Source organism: Methanolobus sp. (assembly GCF_016278385.1).
GTDB lineage: Archaea > Halobacteriota > Methanosarcinia > Methanosarcinales > Methanosarcinaceae > Methanolobus.
The window spans coordinates 13,325-30,549 of record NZ_JADQBY010000040.1 but is presented as its reverse complement, the minus strand read 5'-3'; the positions used below and the strand labels follow the sequence as shown (position 1 = coordinate 30,549).

Sequence of the window (17,225 nt, the reverse complement as noted above, 5' to 3'; positions counted from 1 at the left end):
GAAAAATAGAACCAGATGATGTGAATATCACATCATCTTCTTTTTTGCCTGTATGCGACTGCCACCAATCCGGCAACTGCGAACAATACAGTGAATCCAGGTATTCCTTTGCTTTCAGTTTCTTCCGGTTCCACTGTTTCAGGAACGGTAGTATATGCCTCATAGTCTTCATAGACAACGATGGATGTACCCATGAATGCTGTATCTTCAACATAGTAAGTCTGGACCTCTTCTAAAAGACTCTGGACAGCAGTATCCGTTATGAAATCTGTGTTAACTGCTATACCAATAAGTGCTTTGCTTTCAGATGCCCTTATTTCACCCATTCTGGATGCTACAGCATCGATAACATCATTCTTGGTTTCAAGATTACTTCCGTCCAAGGCATAGGTCTGCAGAATGATAAGATCGGCATCCTCTGATACATTGGAAATATCGGACAGTGTGTACGATGAAGGAATATCAACTGCAATTGCAAGTTCATTTCCTGTCATATCACGGACTTCCTCAAGGAGTAATAGATTCAGAGTACAGGCTTCTCCCAGATTCTCACTGCACGGATCAAGGGCAATATCAACACCATCAAAGGCCGAAAGTGACTTGCTGTTGTAATCAATGACCTTTTCCAGCACACCTGTGACATATGCAGAGTTGTCCTCATCTGAATCACTTTTCGGATCGTTGAGTATCATTGCATATACCTGCATATCATTGTCATGAGCTGTCTTTACAAATTTTTCCAGATTCCAGATGTTTTCACCATCTGTGAGCAACATGATAGTATTCAGTCCGCTATCTTTAAGGTCTAATATGGCTGCATCATCATAACCTGTTGTATCAAAAATACGAATCGCAGTCATCAGACCACTTGCAGGAGTAATATTTATTTTGACAGGCTCAGGTGTTGTAATGATTTCTTCTGTCATAGAACCTGTGAACTTCACAGTAGGTTCTTCTGATACATATTTTCGTACATAGGCATAATCAATGGATGAATAACCTGTATTATCAGAAACGTCTGAATAAGTACCTGTGTAAAGATACACCTTCATGTCATTAACAGGAACATAATTGTTCTCTTCTGTTGACTCAAGATTCATTTTACTGTCCCTTACACCATCCTTAAACCAGGCAATATTCCCAAATTCTTCTCCCATGTACCATGCTACTCCAATAGTGTACCAATCACCTTCAACTTCATTGATATTCGTTAGATCCTTTGGGAAATAACGGACACCGCTCTTGGAATTTTCAAGTATCCAGGTAACCTTTGTCTCATTTTCAAGTTCACTGGAAGTTAGTATCTGGTTCTTGGTTTCCTTTTGCGGGTCCACAAATCCCTGTATTATAACAGGACCACGGGTATCAGTACCAGTTGTTGTTTTTTTCCTTTTAGCTACAAACATGGAATTTATTGAAAATTCATCTTTGGATTTGATAGTTGCAACATCTTCAGGATGGAATTTGGGAACTATTATATTACAGACACCTGCAGAGACTTCTAGCTCACCTCCTCCGGTTGTAAATGTCTCCCATTTGCTGAACAGACCAGTAGATGTGAAGTCATCAAAGAAATCAAATGTTGTCGGACCACTGCTTATGTCTGACGCGCTGGGATTCCCATAGTACATTGTTATTTTTGTATTACCATTGGCAGCAACAGATGGAACTTCAACCCATATGACCGCTGATTCCTTTTTTGCATCCCACTGCTCTATCCAGTGTTGAAGTTGTTTATCGCCGGATGTAAAACGAATATCTTCACCTTCAGAACGAGCAACTGAAAAATCAAAATTGGAACTATCAAGAATCACAGGAATCTGGTAATTCACAAGAGAAGTACCCGAGTTTTCCTGAATAAGTAGTTCTTCTGAGTAATTCCATTCCCCTCCGCCTGAATATGTCAACGCAGTAGCTGTTTGTACAAAGACCATACATGCAAAAAACAATAATGTAATACAGAGAATTCTTTTTGATACCAATCCGCACACCTTCCTTAAAGTTATAATCTCATAGTAGTAATACGATTATATACTTATTTTGTATTTCCTATTTAAAGGTGAGTACATTCTATAAATATTATGTATTTACTATTCTATTTAGCTTATAATATCAAATAAATATAATTTGAGACGCATCTAATAGGGGTGGGAGCTTAATTGATATAGCAAATATTACCATAAAATGAAAAAAGAAAGATATTGTATTCGCTAAACTATAAGCAGGACTTTATAAGCTAGGAATGCCTGCTAATGAAATATTCGATCAACTGTCCCGATATACTATCAATTCCAGGAATTGCAGGGATCTCATCCTTCCTGAACCAGCCGGCATTATCTATTTCAATACCGTCAACTTGTATTTCACCTTCTAAGAACTCTGCGGTAAATCCTATCATTAGTGAATCAGGGTAAGGCCAAGGCTGGCTGCCAAAGTATCTGACGTTTTTGATGGATATACCTACTTCTTCTCTGACCTCACGTACAACAGCCTGTTCTATTGATTCACCGGGCTCCACAAAACCAGCTATGATACTGTATAACCCTGGTCTGAAATTAGGAGAGCGGGCCAGCAGAACCTTGTCCTCTTTTTCTATAAGCACGATGATTGCCGGAGATATCTTTGGAAATGCAAGGAATCCACATTCAGGACATTGTTTTGCCCTTTCGTTTTCCTTTAGGGATGTGCTGGAACCGCACCTGCCACAGAACATGGTGTTCTTGTCCCATTCCATTATATGGACAGCTTTGCCAGCAATCAAAGGAAGAGGGGCCTGTAGGATAGCTCCCAGTTCCCTGAGAACAAAAAAACCAAAGTTATCATTATTCCCCATATCCTTTGAGCCATCAAGTTCCATGGAAAAGCAGGATATACTTTTCAGTTCACCAAGATACTGTTGCCTGAGGATTGTAATATCCATATTACCTGTTTCTTCCAGGGAAGGTAACCTAAAATTACCATTCTCATTTAGCAGCAATAACCTGCGATCCCTGAATGCAAAACAGTATGTTTCGCTGCTTTCTTCTTTGTACGGAGGAATTACCAGCGGAAAGAAATCCAGTCCCAAATCATTATCTTCTTTATTCATGGCTTGAAGAGTAATGTCCGGGTACATTTATCAAAGTTACCTTAGAAGACCTTAAAGCTTTAATAACCTGCAAACAAAATATGATACGAGTTAACGGGGGGATTTGTGATGAACTACTTAATACTTGTAAGACACGGACAATCAAGGTGGAACCTTGAGAACAGATTTGCGGGGTGGGTTGACGTACCACTTAGTGAAAAAGGAATTCGTGAAGCAATGGACTGTGCAGATGAGCTGGCAAATATAAGGCTGGACCTTGCCTTCACATCTAAATTATCCAGAGCACAGGAAACACTTTTCCTGATACTTGCAAAACAAAAAAAAACTGGTATTTTCCTGCATGAAAGTAAAAAAAGAGATGAATGGTCGTACCACCCTTCAAGATTTGAAGATACAGAGATACCGATATATTCGAGCGATACCCTGAACGAGCGTTTCTACGGAAAACTTCAGGGACAGAACAAACAGGAAGCAATGGAAGTTTACGGTGAAGAACAGGTGTTCATCTGGAGAAGAAGCTATGATGTGCAACCTCCGGAGGGGGAGAGTCTTAAGGATACATATGAACGCACAATTCCTTATTTTAAGAAAAGTATTCTTCCACAACTGGAAAATGGTAAAAATGTCATCATTTCTGCCCATGGCAACAGCCTTCGTTCTGTGGTCAAATACATTGAGAATATCAGCGATGAAGATATAACTAAGCTTGAAATTGCAACCGGGAAACCACTATATTACCAGTTCGTTAAAGGTGAGTTCATCAAGGACGAATGAAAAAATGAGGGAGAGTTTTGTTATTCATATGGTGATACTTCATCAGGCATGGGAGTGGTGTGCAAGACGCATTCATTACCATGTCTTATGAGTTCTGCTATTGCTTTTCTAAGTATTGAGGGATATACAAGTCCTACTTCTTCCTTGATTGCCCGGCCCTTGCAGAAGAATTTGAAGGTTGGGGTTCCCCTTACACCATATTTCCTTGCAGTCATAGGACTTTCAAGCCCATTCATCTTTACAAAAGTACATGACTCATGGAATTCATTGGAATAATCCCTGAAATACGGTTCTATCTCTTTGCAATGAGTACATGCAGGAAGATAGAACATAACAACCATAGGCTTCTCCTGGTTTTTCAGAAGTTCTTCCCAGTTAGAATCATTAAACTCTATAACATTGCTTTTAGTCATTTTAACCGCTCCCATATTAGAAGTTGATCTATAGATATTAAAATGTTATCTTTAAAAAAGAGAAATGTAGCAGGCAAATAAGCCTGCATCATTTATGTAAATCTGTTTTAGATATTCTCTTTTGCCCATGAAGCTGCTGCATCGAGAACTGCATGGTTTAAAGGAATTAGCTTTGGTTTTTTGGAGAATGTCTCTGCAAGTGCTGACTTGAAATGTTCCTCGCCAAGTCCTGTAATTCCAAGAGCCATGATAACACCTAGCATGACAGTGTTAGCAGCCTTTTCTGAGCCTGCATCACCTGCTATTTTGACAGCAGGGACAGCTATTCCAGTAACACCTTCAGGAATATCAAACTCACCTATAGCTGAATCATAGAGTACGTAACCGCCTTCTCTTACATCTACAGCAAACTTCTCAAGGGAAGGGCGGTTCATTGCCACAAGAACATCAGGAGTATAGACCACAGGGGAACCTATGGACTCACCTGAAACTACAACTGAACAGTTGGATGTTCCGCCCCTCTGTTCAGGACCATATGATGGATACCAGGAAACAAAGCGTTGTGCATCGCAACCTGCATGTGCCAGAGTCAGGCCCATACTCAGAACACCCTGACCTCCAAAGCCTGCTGCTTTTATCTGGACCTCAGGGAACGATGGGTCAAGCACTGAATCTTGTGATGATTCGGTATCAAGGTTAAAAAGATCATCAATGGATTGTTTGTCAAAGACGCTTTCACTCCTGTGCAAAGGTTCGGTCTCATCGGAAAGGTCTCTGAAATTACCCAGCGGGAACTCCGGCTCCATCTGCTCATTCACAAACTTCGTGCTTTGCTCGGAGTTTTGCCTTAAATTTGTGGGACAGGTGGAAAGTATCTCCACAAATGTATAGCCTTTGCCATCACGCTGTATCTCAAGAGCTTTACGAATGGCTGTGCGTGCCTTTCTGACATGTGAAATGTCGGAAATAGAAACTCTTTCGATGAATACAGGAGCCTTCAGGTTGTTGATCAGTTCACACATATGCAGGGGGTAACCTGCAAATCGGGGATCTCTTCCATCGGGACATGTGACAGTCTTCTCCCCAATAAGAGTAGTGGGCGCCATCTGGCCACCGGTCATTCCGTAGACTGTGTTGTTTACGAAGAATACTGCCATCTTTTCGCCACGGTTAGCTGCCTGCAGGGTCTCGTTCAGACCAATGGATGCAAGATCTCCATCTCCCTGATAAGCTATAACTACTGCATCATCCTGTGCTCTGGAAGCACCTGTTCCAACAGCAGGAGCCCGTCCATGTGCTACCTGGAGATTTCCACAATCAAAGTAATAATAAGCAAAAACAGCACAACCCACCGGGCTTATCATGATACTGCGGTCCTGTATTTCCAGATCATGCATTGCTTCACCAATGAGTTTATGGATCACACCATGCCCACATCCCGGACAGTAATGGGTTGCAGTTGGTGCTGCACCTCCTTTTCGGGAGAAGTCTGAATAGAGGCCTGCGCTTTTGATAACTCGCTCTGTCATCTTTATTCCTCCTTGCCAGCAATTTTCCTGATACTTTCCAGAACCTGATCCATTGTAATGAGGTTTCCACCCATACGATAGACCAATTCAGTAGGTCTGCTGCATTCAATAGCCAGCTTAATGTCCTCAAGCATCTGTCCGTTACTCATTTCAACAGAGACAAATGTACATTCCCTTGAATCAGCTATTGCTTTCAGTTCATTCTGAGGGAACGGGAAAAGAGTCTTTGGCCTGAAAAGTCCGACATTAATGCCTTCTTTTCTTGCCTGATCAATAGCAGATCTGCATATACGACTGCTGATACCGTATGAAACAAGGATTATGGATGCATCCTTTGTTATGTAATCCTCGTAATCGACCTCTTCTTCCTTTATGGTGTCGTATTTCTCCTGGAGTTCATAGTTGAATTCCTCAAGCTGATTAAAATCAAGGAATATCGATGTTACAAGGTTATCTCTGGTCTGCGGGGTTCCGCTTACAGCCCAGGACGTATCAATTTCCGGTTTAACAGAAACCTCAGGGAATTGCAGGGACTCCACCATCTGACCCAATACTCCATCGGCCAGCACATAGACAGGGGTGCGGTACTTGAAAGCAAGTTCAAAACCTTTGATGACCATATCGCACATTTCCTGCACGGAGTTGGGGGCCAGTACTATGCTCTTGTAATTGCCGTGTCCGCCACCCTTTACCACCTGGCTATAGTCACCCTGTTCGGGACCTATGTTACCAAGTCCGGGACCTGCTCTCATGATGTCAACTATGACACATGGAAGTTCTGCACCTGCAAGATAGGAAACTCCTTCCTGCTTCAGGCTGATTCCCGGACCTGATGAAGCAGTCATGACCCTGTGACCGGTTGATGCAGCTCCGTAGACCATATTGATAGCAGCCTCTTCAGATTCTGCCTGTACAAATTTTCTTCCCACCATGGGGAAATATTTGGAAGCTTCTTGCAAAATCTCACTTGCAGGAGTAATAGGATAACCAAAATAACAGTCACAGCCAGCATACAGTGCACCTATAACAGCGGCTGTGTTACCTTTTACTAATTGTGTTGCCATGTTCTCACCTTAAGTTCATTGATCTTTAAGCGGAATGTGTATCTCTATGGCAAGCGGTTCCGGACAGGTGTAATAACAATTGGTACAACCTGTACAGCCCTCGCCTGCATACTCTATGTAGTGATATCCTCTCTCATTAAGTCCATCACTCATTTTAAGGACACCTTTGGGACATGCTACAATGCAACGTCCGCAGGCTTTACACTCAATAATATTAATAACCGGGTATGGTTCATTCTTGCCTGACATAATACAATGCCTCATTTTCAGTTAATAAAATAATTAATATCCCGGATACAGGAATAGTCCATAAATTCATTGAACATCTATTTACTTTATGGTCCGGGAGTGAATAATAGATCATATATGAAAGTATATGAGAAAACAAGCTACTGCTTGCCCTCCATATCATGATCACGTATTTCCACACGCCTGATCTTGCCGCTTATGGTCTTTGGAAGTTCAGGTACAAATTCGATTACACGAGGATACTTGTACGGTGCAGTGACCTTCTTAACATGATCCTGAAGCTCTTTTTTAAGTTCATCACTTGCTGTGTAATCCCTTGTAAGCACAATAGTTGCCTTGATGACCTGTCCCCTCACCGGGTCAGGAACACCTGTGATGGCACATTCCAGGACCGCAGGGTGTTCTATCAGAGCACTCTCAACTTCGAAAGGCCCAACACGATAACCGGATGTTTTAATGATATCATCGGCCCTTCCAACGAACCAGTAATATCCATCCTCATCCATCCAGGCCATATCACCAGTATGATAATATCCGTCATGCCAGACTCTTGATGTCATTTGTTCATCAGAGCGGTATCCGGTGAATATGCCAGGTGGATTTCCAAAACTTGTATCTATTACAATTTCACCCTCCTCACCAGCTTCACATGGCTTGCCTTCACTATTAAGAAGGATTATATCGTACTCAGGAGATGGTTTTCCCATTGAACCGGGTTTTGGTTTGAGCCATGGGTAAGTTGCGACGGAAACAACGGTTTCTGTCTGCCCGAACCCTTCCATGAGCTTCATTCCTGTGATGCGGTAGAACTGCTCGTAGACTTCTGGGTTCAGCGGTTCTCCTGCTGTTACACAGTACTTAAGAATGCTGAAATCATAGTTACTCAAGTCTTCCCTGATAAGGAACCTGTATATTGTTGGCGGGGCACAGAATGTAGTTACACCGTATTTGATAGCGTTCTCAAGCATCCTGTCTGCACTGAACTTCTCATAATCATAAACAAAAACAGCGCTGCCTGATATCCATTGTCCGTATATCTTGCCCCATACACATTTTGCCCAGCCAGAATCTGCAACAGTATAGTGAAGACCATCGTCTGTGACGTTCTGCCAGTATTTTGCAGTGATGATGTGTGCAAGAGGATAAACATAGTTGTGCTGCACCATCTTCGGAAATCCGGTGGTTCCAGATGAGAAATAATTCAGCAGAATATCATCATTAGTTGTTGTTTCCTCACCTGTTGGACGAGCAAAGTCCTCTGAGGCTTTCTCCATTTCTTCAGTGAAGCTAAGCCATCCTTCTTTTTCAATTCCAATTACCAGACGGTTTTTCAGTATGCTGCTTACCTCATCGTAAGCTTCATCCACATACCTGAGAACACCTTCGTCAGGTGCACAGATAACAGTATTGATAACTGCACGTTCTACCCTGTAGACAATGTCCTTCCTGGTAAGCATATGTGTGGCAGGAACTGCAATGGCACCTATCCTGTGAAGTGCAAGCACACAGAACCAGAACTCATAACGGCTCTTGAGCATGAGCATTACGTTATCGCCTTTTTTAACTCCCATACTTTGAAGCATGCTGGCAGTTTTATTACTATAATACTCAAGGTCCTTGAAAGTGAATACCTTTTCAGCACCGTTGTCATCACACCAGACAAGAGCCTTTTTATCAGGCTGCTCCGATGCATAGACATCAACTACATCATAAGCGAAGTTGAAATTGTCAGGGATATTTATTTTAAAATTTGTTTTAAAATCCTCATAGGAATCATATTTAACACGTGAAATATATCGATCAAGTAATGAAGTCATAATGCCTCCTCATAAGTACAATATTACAATTACAAAATTACAGCCAGGAATTTTGCAGTTTTTCCACCCATTGCCTGCATTCCATGTTCATAATTGGAATCAAAGAAAATGGAGTCGCCTTCTTCAAGAACAAGCTCATTGTTATGGATGATTACTTTAAGAGTTCCTTCAAGGACAAAATCGAATTCCTGTCCAGGATGAGAGTTCATTGAGACAGGTGTACCTTCAGGTTTGGGGTCAACCTTTACAACAAAAGGTTCGGCTTTCTTGTGAGCAAAATTAGCAGCGATATTCTGGTACTTGTAATCCTTGCGACGTTCAGCACTAACGCCTTTATCCTTGCGGGTAACTGAGAAAACATGCATTCTGGGTATTTCACCAGTAAGCAATAATGACATATCAACATTTAGACACTGGGCTATCTCAAGAAGAATACTTGCAGGCATGTCCTCTTCCCCATTTTCATATCTGGAATATGTATCAATAGGCAATACCAGTTTCTTAGCCATCTCCTCAACGGAAATACCTGAAATATCCCGTAATTCCCTTACACGATCTGTGATTTCTTTGATCTTTTCCTGCATAGAAATACCTTCACAAAATAAACGTTCGGATACAACGAGAAATTTCCCATATCTTGTCACCTGAAAGAGAAACTTCTCAGAAAGGAAACCTGTCCCCATATCCGTATTGGTCTGTGATTTTAAGGGTTACTATTATTTGAATATATTTGTTTTGACAGTGTCATGTGTAAACATAGCATGGAAGAGGAAAAATGATTATGTGAAGTAAAAAAACATATTGGCTTTTATTATATGAAAATATATTAATAAAATAATATTGGATTTAACATTATTAATATATACTTTAATAAGTATTCTACATTATTAAAAAACACAACCGATTAACATGAAAGGCATTCTAGGATTGTTTGAAAAAATGGAGCATGAATACAGAAGACAGCTACTTCATGCTGCCTTTGGCCTTCTGATAGTGTTATTTCCTTTCATCGGTTCTGAAATATTGCTTTTACTGAGTTTTATTGTAGTAATGGGGCTTACGTTCCTTCCTGAAGATTCACGTATTTGTAAATACCTCTACAAAAAACCACTTCCGGGCTCCAGGGAAATGCTTACTGATAACATTAATGACGGACTGAAAAGTGCAAAGCATCTTGCTGTTGCAGTATTTGTCCTGATGTTGATAAGCTCATTACTGGAATTAACTCCTTATCGTTTCCCATTATATGTGATTGCAGCAGCAATTGCAATATCTACATTTGGTACAAGTTCTGCAAATTTCATAAGACACAGGAAGAAATTACAAACACTTCGTGTCCGTCCATGGAGAAATAATGGACATGAAAGTCATCTGTTGCCTTCGAGCATAGTACTTCTCGGTGTTGGAATAATTACTGCATACTTTGCCGGACTCTGGCTTATGTACTGGCAGGGAATTAGTGTCAGCCTGAACATGATATTCTTCCTTGCTGTCATTGGGTCAATAACAGGTGCTCTCTTCGAATCAATTCCATCGAACATAGACAACAATCTTTCTGTTCCACTGAGCTCAGGAATGACAATGTGGTTGTTCAACTCATTTGGTTATTCTGTTCCACCTAAAACGATGTTTCTTGCACTTGTATTTTCACTGGTACTAGGGTATCTGGCATACAGGACTAAAATAGCTGACCTTTCAGCTCTTTTCAGTGCTTCACTTCTTGGAGTATTGATAATTGTTTTTAGTGAACTCTTCTGGTTCATCCTTTTACTCACTTTTTTTATACTGGGTGGGGTTTTCACCAAATACAAATACAGATATAAAAAATCCATAGGTCTCGCCCAATCCAAAGGAGGAGTACGTAGTTATGAAAATGTATTCAGCAACAGTACAGCTGCTCTTGTACTCGCCCTGTGCTATGGAATTTACCCGCAACATGCAGAACTTATCATTTTTGCTTATCTTGGTACAGTAGCCACAGCAACCGGAGATACTCTGGCAAGTGAGGTCGGCACCACAGCACATGCCCAGCCAATAATGATTACAACCCTTAAACCCACACATGCAGGAGTTGATGGAGCGGTCACAGTACTTGGTGAAATAGCAGCCCTTCTGGGTTCACTTGTTATAGGCTTGCTTCCGGTTCTATTTGGCAAAGTAGATGATGCTTTCCTTGTAGTGACAGTCACAACAGCCGGAGGATTTATTGGAACAAATATAGACAGCATTCTGGGGGCAACGCTCCAGAAACAAGGTCTGCTTTCAAACAGCGGGGTCAATTTTGTGGCAACTTTTGCAGGTGCCATTGTTTCCGGAGTTATTTATCTGCTGCTCGTGTAAGTTTTCCTGTCTGTACTAACTCTTGTTAAAGCGAATCTGTCCTTGCAACACCATCTTTAATTGCTGCACTTGAAACAGCTAAAGAGACTGCTTCAACAACTCTTTTATCAAGCGGAGCAGGGATAATGTAGTTCTCATTGAGTTCTTCGTCTGTAACAATATCTGCAAGTGCAAAAACTGCTGCCATTTCCATTTCCAGAGTAATGTTACTGGCACGTGTATCTAGAGCACCACGAAATATACCAGGAAAACCAAGGCAGTTATTGACCTGGTTAGGACAGTCAGACCGACCTGTTGCAACAACTCTTGCACCCGCCTTTTTTGCGTCAAACGGCATAATTTCCGGTATGGGGTTGGCCATTGCAAAAATAATTGCATCGGAAGCCATGGATGAAACCATTTTAACGCTTACGATTCCAGGTGCTGAAACACCAATGAATACATCAGCACCAATCAGTGCATCTGCAAGAGTTCCTATCATCTTTTTTTTGTTGGTCAGACTGGCAATCTCTTCTTTTTCCTTGTTCATGCCTATCTTACGGCCTTTGTGGATTACTCCACGACTATCACACACAACAAGTTTTTCGGCACTGACACCTGCATACATTAGCTTAAGAGCGATTGCCTTACCGGCAGCCCCGGCACCGGAAATAACTACATTTATATGTTGTATCTTTTTGTCAACGATCTTCAGAGCATTGATCAGTCCTGCAATGACTACAACTGCAGTTCCGTGTTGATCATCATGAAAAACCGGTATTGGAAGTTCATTACGCAACCTTTCCTCTATCTCAAAACAACGTGGTGCACTGATATCTTCCAGATTTATACCACCAAAGGCAGGCGCTATATGTTTAACTGTTTTGATTATCTCTTCAGTATCGTTTGTATCAAGACAGACAGGAAACGCATCTATGCCTGCAAGTTCTTTGAATATAAGGGCTTTACCTTCCATTACAGGAAGAGCTGCGTACGCACCTATGTTTCCAAGACCTAGTACTGCTGACCCATCTGATATAACCGCCACTGAGTTCTTTTTCATAGTGTAGCGGTAAATATCGTTTTGATTTGCTGCTATTCTTTTGCATGACTCAGCAACCCCCGGTGTATAAACCAGACTCAGGTCCTCTATATTGTCAAGGGGAACCTTGCCGCATATTCCAATTACTCCACCGGCACTTTCATGAAGCTCCAGTGACCTTTCACCTAGTGTACTATCGCCTGCCTTGCACATGAAAGCCTTAGGGTCTTTATCCATTTTAATCCACTTCCCATACAGTATTAAAAAATATAATTATAACTTCTTTTCCATATAAAGTCTTCAAAAAAGTTATATGTTCTCCCTGAATAGAGTCATAAGATGAATAAAGCAATTAAGGGAATTGCAAGGGTAACTCTTGATTTCATACTGGAAGTAAGCAAATCAACATATCCAAAGGAATTTGCAGGACTTTTGCAGGCAAATAATGGTATTATAACAGATATTTTAATTCTCCCCGGCACAGAGTCCAGTGAAATAAATGCTGTACTCCAGCTTTTCATGCTACCAAACATGTCAGCTGTGGGCTCAGTGCACAGCCACCCAAGTTCAGTGATAAGACCTTCAAAAGCAGACCTGCGACTATTCAGTAAAACAGGTAATCACCATATTATTGTTGGTCACCCCTTCGGACCAGACAACTGGAAATGCTACAGCGGAAACGGGGAAGAGATATCTTTGCCTGTACTGGATGTTGAAATTGAGGATGATGAACTGGTTTGAACAGAACTTTTAATATTTATTCAAGAATCTCTCTTGAATAATAATCATTACCCACATAGCTACTCATATTCGAGCTTATTGAAGGCAATATAACCTCAAATGTGCTTCCTTTTCCAAGTTTACTATCAAGAGATATATGGCCACCGTGCACTTCTATGAACTTTTTTACAATGACCAGCCCAAGTCCTGTTCCCTCGAATTTCCTATTGAGTGAACCATCAAGCTGCACAAAAGCATTATAAAGCTTATTCTGATCATCTTTTGAAATTCCTATTCCTGTATCCTTGATAACCAAATGCAGGTCTTTTTCTGGACTCTGCTTTATAGCCACAGACACTTCACCCCCAGCAGGTGTAAATTTGATACTGTTATTTATTAAATGATGTAATATTGTTTTAATCTTGGATTTATCTGCATAAATTACGTTTACATTAGGATCAATGTCAAACTCCAGTTTAACGCCTTTTTTAGCTGCATTCGGGCTGAGCATTCTTTTCATATCAGAGACCATAGTCGGCAGGGAAAACATATCAATATCAAGCTCCATCTTCCCCTCTTCTATTTCTGCAATGTAAATTAGAGAGTCCACCAGATCTAGGAATCGGGAGCCTGCAAACTTGATTATTTCTGTAAAGTGTTTCTGTTCTTCATTAAGCTGACCGGTTTCCTGGGCTAAAAGCAAATCAGCATAACCTAATATTAAATTTAGAGGAGTTCGTAACTCATGATTCATGTTGCAAAGAAACTCACTTTTTGTGCGGGAACTATTCTCTGCAAGCATTTTTGCATCAAACATTGCTTTTTCAGCCTGTTTCGATATGCTAGTGTCCTGCAAAGTTTCGATGGCACCAATTATCTCGTTATTGTGATCCCTAATGGGTGCCGCAGTGAAAAAAACCCACTTATTAAGAGCCGGGAAGAAATCTTCAGCCTGGTATCCGCCTTCTACAAAAGAAGGGCTTAGCTTTTTGTCACCGTATAATTTATCTATACTTTTAAGAGAGTCATCTACTATGAAATCTGCAAGTACATAGCGCTTTTCCTTATAAAAAGCCATCCAGGCATTTCTTGTACCAATTATTTCATTTGCCTTGATACCGGTGGTTTTTTCGCAAGCCCTGTTCCAGTAGATAATTTCATGATCTTTGTTAATCACAAACATAGGTATTGGACTGCCGTTGACTATCTGGAACAATTCGTTCTTTTTGTCTTGTAGTTCTATTTCTGCACATTTACGCTCGGTGATATCACGACCAACACCAACAACGCCTATCAACTTATTATCTTCTGTAAAAATGGGTGCTTTGAATGTTTCAAGAAGTATTCTTTTGCCATCTGCACGATCGATCCATTCTACACTTTTATAAGACTGACCTGAATCCATAACTTTTAGATCATTGGACCTGAAAAAATCTGCCCGGCTCCGTTCAAATATATCATGACTTGTTTTTCCTATTATTTCACTGACTGGTTTACCAACATACCTGGAAAATATTTCATTACAAGAAAGAAAAGCACCATTTGTATCCTTAAAAAACACAAGATCAGGAACAGAATGAAGCAAAACGGAAAGCAAAGCAGTTTTTTTAAATAATTCTCTTTTTAACGAGTCCTGCATACCTAAATCAGAATCATCTTCTTTATTATTATCCAACAATGCCAATATCCCCCTATACCATGTATTTCACATGTGTTTAGCAATCTTCAATATGCAGACTATTATATCATACAAGTATAGTTATTGCTTCACTTAACTGAATAAATAATTGCGTCGCATAATATAAATATTTTGCACAACATTTTAAATTATATTTAAATAGCACCAATTAAACAGTAGAATTATATTACTGGCATTAAATTTAATTAGAAACGGAAATAATGACAGGACAAGTACACTATCATTTATATAGTGGAATCTGACAAAACTTTTTGAATTTGAAGGGTCATTGTATTTAGTATCAATATATGTAAGTGTAACAAATTATCAAATGAAATTAAACAAAAAATATTTGACTACCTTAGTAGTCATAATTGGATGAAACTGGGGAGCTGTGGATGCAAATGGAAAAACAATGGTACATACCATGGGATAAGTATCAGATGATGCAGTAGTTTATTTTGGTTCCGGAAAGGATACACGTAAAATTGTTAAAAGCATTCCAGTTAATGCTTGAAAAGTTCCCTTTTATGATTGACATGCCTGTAGATAACGACAATATGCTTTTAAAAGTGGAACCTGTAACAGCATACTATCTGGATTACAAAAAAGTATTTGGTTACAGGGATATGGTCAGCTATTAAAAGTTATATTTTTGCATAAGCATCAGATGGACAATCACTGTCCATCTATATTTCTTCTAAAAAACAGAAGTATTTTTTATTTCATAATCTTAATGCCTTATTAAAAGCATAAAAGTCAGGTAGCACATAGGAAAAGAATGCAAATGGATGATGGATAACCCATTTGCCCTTTTCCACAGTAAACCCCTTACTCAGTTTTGTATATTTGTGTGGTACACGTAAAAGCTTAAACTACACCATGGTAGCTGAGGAATGAATAGTATGTCAAGAGAGCTACCATAAGAGAAACAAGAACTGTTCCGAAACTGTATGAATTGTGGTTAACGTGATATTCTGTCATGTTTTATCATGACAATCATTGACTTGATACTATATAAAACTTACTTCTATTTATCATTATTAATCATTTGCTTTGTATTGTTACGAACAATTGTGAACGATTAGTGAAATCCAATCAACAATAGATAAGTACCAGAAAAACAGAGAAGATAGACATAATTCAGATGAGGGAAAGCATGGAAACACAAGAAAACATGGATGATATCAAAAGATATTTCTCACAGGAATGTTTTGCGTCAAATTCAGGTATGAATCTCACATTTATTTCAAAGGGATATGCAAAAGCAGAGATGGAAATTGAAAAAAGACACCTCAATATATTGGGTACGGTCCACGGAGGAGCTATTTTTACTCTAGCGGACATGGTTTTTGCCGCTGCATCCAACTCCCACGGGAATGTAGCAGTTGCTATTAATGTGGACATAGCCTACGTTAAAGCCGCAATTAAAGGGACACTTTATGCTGAAGCTAAAGAAACCTCCATAAACCCAAAGATATCAACGTATGTAGTCCATGTAACTGATGATGAGGGAGATATTGTAGCTATATTCAATGGAATGGCTTACAGAAAAAAGAACAAACTTGAAATTCCTGAAAAGTAAAACATATTGTACAATAATAAAATCAAAACATTCAAAAAACAGTTAAAAAAGCTGGATGATCAAACCAGCTCTTTTGGCTGCCTGTTATCAGGCAATGAAGGTAATTTCATAGAACTTACAAGCAAAGGTGAATCAACTTCCTTTGCTCTTTCAAGAAGCAGTTCCTTTCCCCTTTGCGTAAGTCCGAAAAGAGGCACTGCATTCCCGACCTGTACAAGTGGTTTAACAAGGTCACGTATATTTTTTGATGCACAGCTGGTAACAATATCTACATTGTTCAAGAGCTCCTGTGCAAAATCCCTGTCAATACCGGTTACATGTGCACCAATTATGGTCAGCTCGAGGTCCAGTTCAGATTCCAGTTCCCTTAACTGCTTTGCAGTCTCTGGGAAAACAACGGTTACTGCTATCTTCTGATAGCCAAGTCCGGCAGCCTTCCTGGTAGCGGCAACCGGATCTAGTTTTGCAGTTGATGGATCAAAGACGATTCCGCCACGCTCAGTTATACCGTTGATGGTTTCATCAATGGGTTCCGTCTCAACGAGACCGGAAATACGGGCACCCATACCCTGTACAAGATTTGGGTTGTTGGATATCACAGAACCTGCGCCATCACATGCGGTAACCGTTGTGTCAAGAAGACCTCGGTTAAGTCCTGTCATCATAGTCTCGGAAGCACCAAATCCAACAAAGACATCCATGTCAAGCTGACGTTTACTTGTAAATAGACCAAAATCCAGGATTCGGAATTCCATATTCTTCTTAATCTCTTCCTTTGTTATCTCAGTGATGCCCCGAGTCTTTTCAAAAATCGGACACCAGCTGATAAGAGGTTCACTAACCTCTACAACTTCTCCGTTATCCACAACAACTCTAGCCTTTCCCAATATTTCCATTACATGTGGCATTGTTTTTCACCTTTTATAAGAACTATAATTCTTCAATGT

The 17,225-nt window shown here is 40.1% G+C and carries 16 protein-coding genes; 5 read left to right on the top strand and 11 right to left on the bottom strand.

The window, feature by feature from the left end:
• Positions 1-32: 32 nt before the first annotated feature.
• Both QZZ23_RS13410 and nudC read right to left on the bottom strand, forming a co-directional pair.
• Complete coding sequence (locus QZZ23_RS13410) at positions 33-1,934, bottom strand: DUF2341 domain-containing protein (RefSeq protein WP_292471057.1); 1,902 nt, start codon at positions 1,932-1,934, stop codon at positions 33-35.
• 302 nt (positions 1,935-2,236) lie between these two features.
• Positions 2,237-3,088 carry an NAD(+) diphosphatase gene (gene nudC / locus QZZ23_RS13405; RefSeq protein ID WP_292471054.1) on the bottom strand — a complete coding sequence of 284 codons (852 nt, stop codon included), beginning with the start codon at positions 3,086-3,088 and terminating at the stop codon, positions 2,237-2,239.
• A 108-nt stretch (positions 3,089-3,196) separates the two neighbouring features.
• Between nudC and QZZ23_RS13400 the strand changes: the two genes are divergently transcribed.
• Positions 3,197-3,862, top strand: a complete 666-nt coding sequence (locus QZZ23_RS13400) for a 2,3-bisphosphoglycerate-dependent phosphoglycerate mutase (RefSeq protein ID WP_292471051.1) — start codon at positions 3,197-3,199, stop codon at positions 3,860-3,862.
• A 20-nt stretch (positions 3,863-3,882) separates the two neighbouring features.
• Here QZZ23_RS13400 and QZZ23_RS13395 read toward each other — a convergent pair whose 3' ends face one another.
• From QZZ23_RS13395 to QZZ23_RS13370, 6 genes are all read right to left on the bottom strand, one after another.
• On the bottom strand, positions 3,883-4,275 hold the full coding sequence (locus QZZ23_RS13395) for a thioredoxin domain-containing protein (protein ID WP_292471049.1): 393 nt from the start codon (positions 4,273-4,275) through the stop codon (positions 3,883-3,885).
• Between the two features lie 107 nt (positions 4,276-4,382).
• Positions 4,383-5,804 carry a 2-oxoacid:acceptor oxidoreductase family protein gene (locus tag QZZ23_RS13390; RefSeq protein ID WP_292471047.1) on the bottom strand — a complete coding sequence of 474 codons (1,422 nt, stop codon included), beginning with the start codon at positions 5,802-5,804 and terminating at the stop codon, positions 4,383-4,385.
• 2 nt (positions 5,805-5,806) lie between these two features.
• Complete coding sequence (locus QZZ23_RS13385; protein WP_292471045.1) at positions 5,807-6,868, bottom strand: 3-methyl-2-oxobutanoate dehydrogenase subunit VorB; 1,062 nt, start codon at positions 6,866-6,868, stop codon at positions 5,807-5,809.
• A gap of 15 nt (positions 6,869-6,883) precedes the next feature.
• Positions 6,884-7,117 carry a ferredoxin family protein gene (locus QZZ23_RS13380; RefSeq protein WP_292471042.1) on the bottom strand — a complete coding sequence of 78 codons (234 nt, stop codon included), beginning with the start codon at positions 7,115-7,117 and terminating at the stop codon, positions 6,884-6,886.
• 140 nt (positions 7,118-7,257) lie between these two features.
• Positions 7,258-8,934: an AMP-binding protein gene (locus QZZ23_RS13375; protein WP_292471039.1), complete on the bottom strand. Its 1,677-nt coding sequence runs from the start codon at positions 8,932-8,934 to the stop codon at positions 7,258-7,260.
• Positions 8,935-8,963: 29 nt separating this feature from the next.
• Positions 8,964-9,518 (bottom strand): helix-turn-helix domain-containing protein, encoded by a 555-nt coding sequence (locus QZZ23_RS13370; RefSeq protein ID WP_292471036.1) that lies wholly within the window; start codon positions 9,516-9,518, stop codon positions 8,964-8,966.
• Between the two features lie 355 nt (positions 9,519-9,873).
• Between QZZ23_RS13370 and QZZ23_RS13365 the strand changes: the two genes are divergently transcribed.
• Positions 9,874-11,274, top strand: coding sequence for a TIGR00297 family protein (locus tag QZZ23_RS13365; protein WP_292471034.1), 1,401 nt, complete (start codon positions 9,874-9,876; stop codon positions 11,272-11,274).
• A 25-nt stretch (positions 11,275-11,299) separates the two neighbouring features.
• Here QZZ23_RS13365 and QZZ23_RS13360 read toward each other — a convergent pair whose 3' ends face one another.
• Positions 11,300-12,532, bottom strand: a complete 1,233-nt coding sequence (locus QZZ23_RS13360; protein ID WP_292471032.1) for an NADP-dependent malic enzyme — start codon at positions 12,530-12,532, stop codon at positions 11,300-11,302.
• 102 nt (positions 12,533-12,634) lie between these two features.
• Here QZZ23_RS13360 and QZZ23_RS13355 point away from each other — a divergent pair, with 102 nt between their 5' ends.
• Positions 12,635-13,036, top strand: coding sequence for a Mov34/MPN/PAD-1 family protein (locus tag QZZ23_RS13355; protein WP_292471029.1), 402 nt, complete (start codon positions 12,635-12,637; stop codon positions 13,034-13,036).
• 16 nt (positions 13,037-13,052) lie between these two features.
• Here the strand turns inward: QZZ23_RS13355 and QZZ23_RS13350 are convergent, their stop codons facing one another.
• The gene (locus tag QZZ23_RS13350) at positions 13,053-14,690 is read right to left on the bottom strand and encodes a PAS domain-containing sensor histidine kinase (RefSeq protein ID WP_292471026.1); all 1,638 of its coding nucleotides are present in this window, start codon (positions 14,688-14,690) and stop codon (positions 13,053-13,055) included.
• A gap of 464 nt (positions 14,691-15,154) precedes the next feature.
• On the opposite strand from QZZ23_RS13350, the gene QZZ23_RS13345 reads away from it, so the two are divergent.
• Together QZZ23_RS13345 and QZZ23_RS13340 are read left to right on the top strand one after the other, a co-directional pair.
• Positions 15,155-15,337 (top strand): hypothetical protein, encoded by a 183-nt coding sequence (locus QZZ23_RS13345; protein WP_292471023.1) that lies wholly within the window; start codon positions 15,155-15,157, stop codon positions 15,335-15,337.
• Positions 15,338-15,852: 515 nt separating this feature from the next.
• The gene (locus QZZ23_RS13340; RefSeq protein WP_292471020.1) at positions 15,853-16,278 is read left to right on the top strand and encodes a PaaI family thioesterase; all 426 of its coding nucleotides are present in this window, start codon (positions 15,853-15,855) and stop codon (positions 16,276-16,278) included.
• 59 nt (positions 16,279-16,337) lie between these two features.
• On the opposite strand, the gene QZZ23_RS13335 is transcribed toward QZZ23_RS13340, so the two are convergent.
• The gene (locus QZZ23_RS13335) at positions 16,338-17,186 is read right to left on the bottom strand and encodes a methanogenesis marker 8 protein (RefSeq protein ID WP_292471018.1); all 849 of its coding nucleotides are present in this window, start codon (positions 17,184-17,186) and stop codon (positions 16,338-16,340) included.
• Positions 17,187-17,225 lie beyond the last annotated feature (39 nt).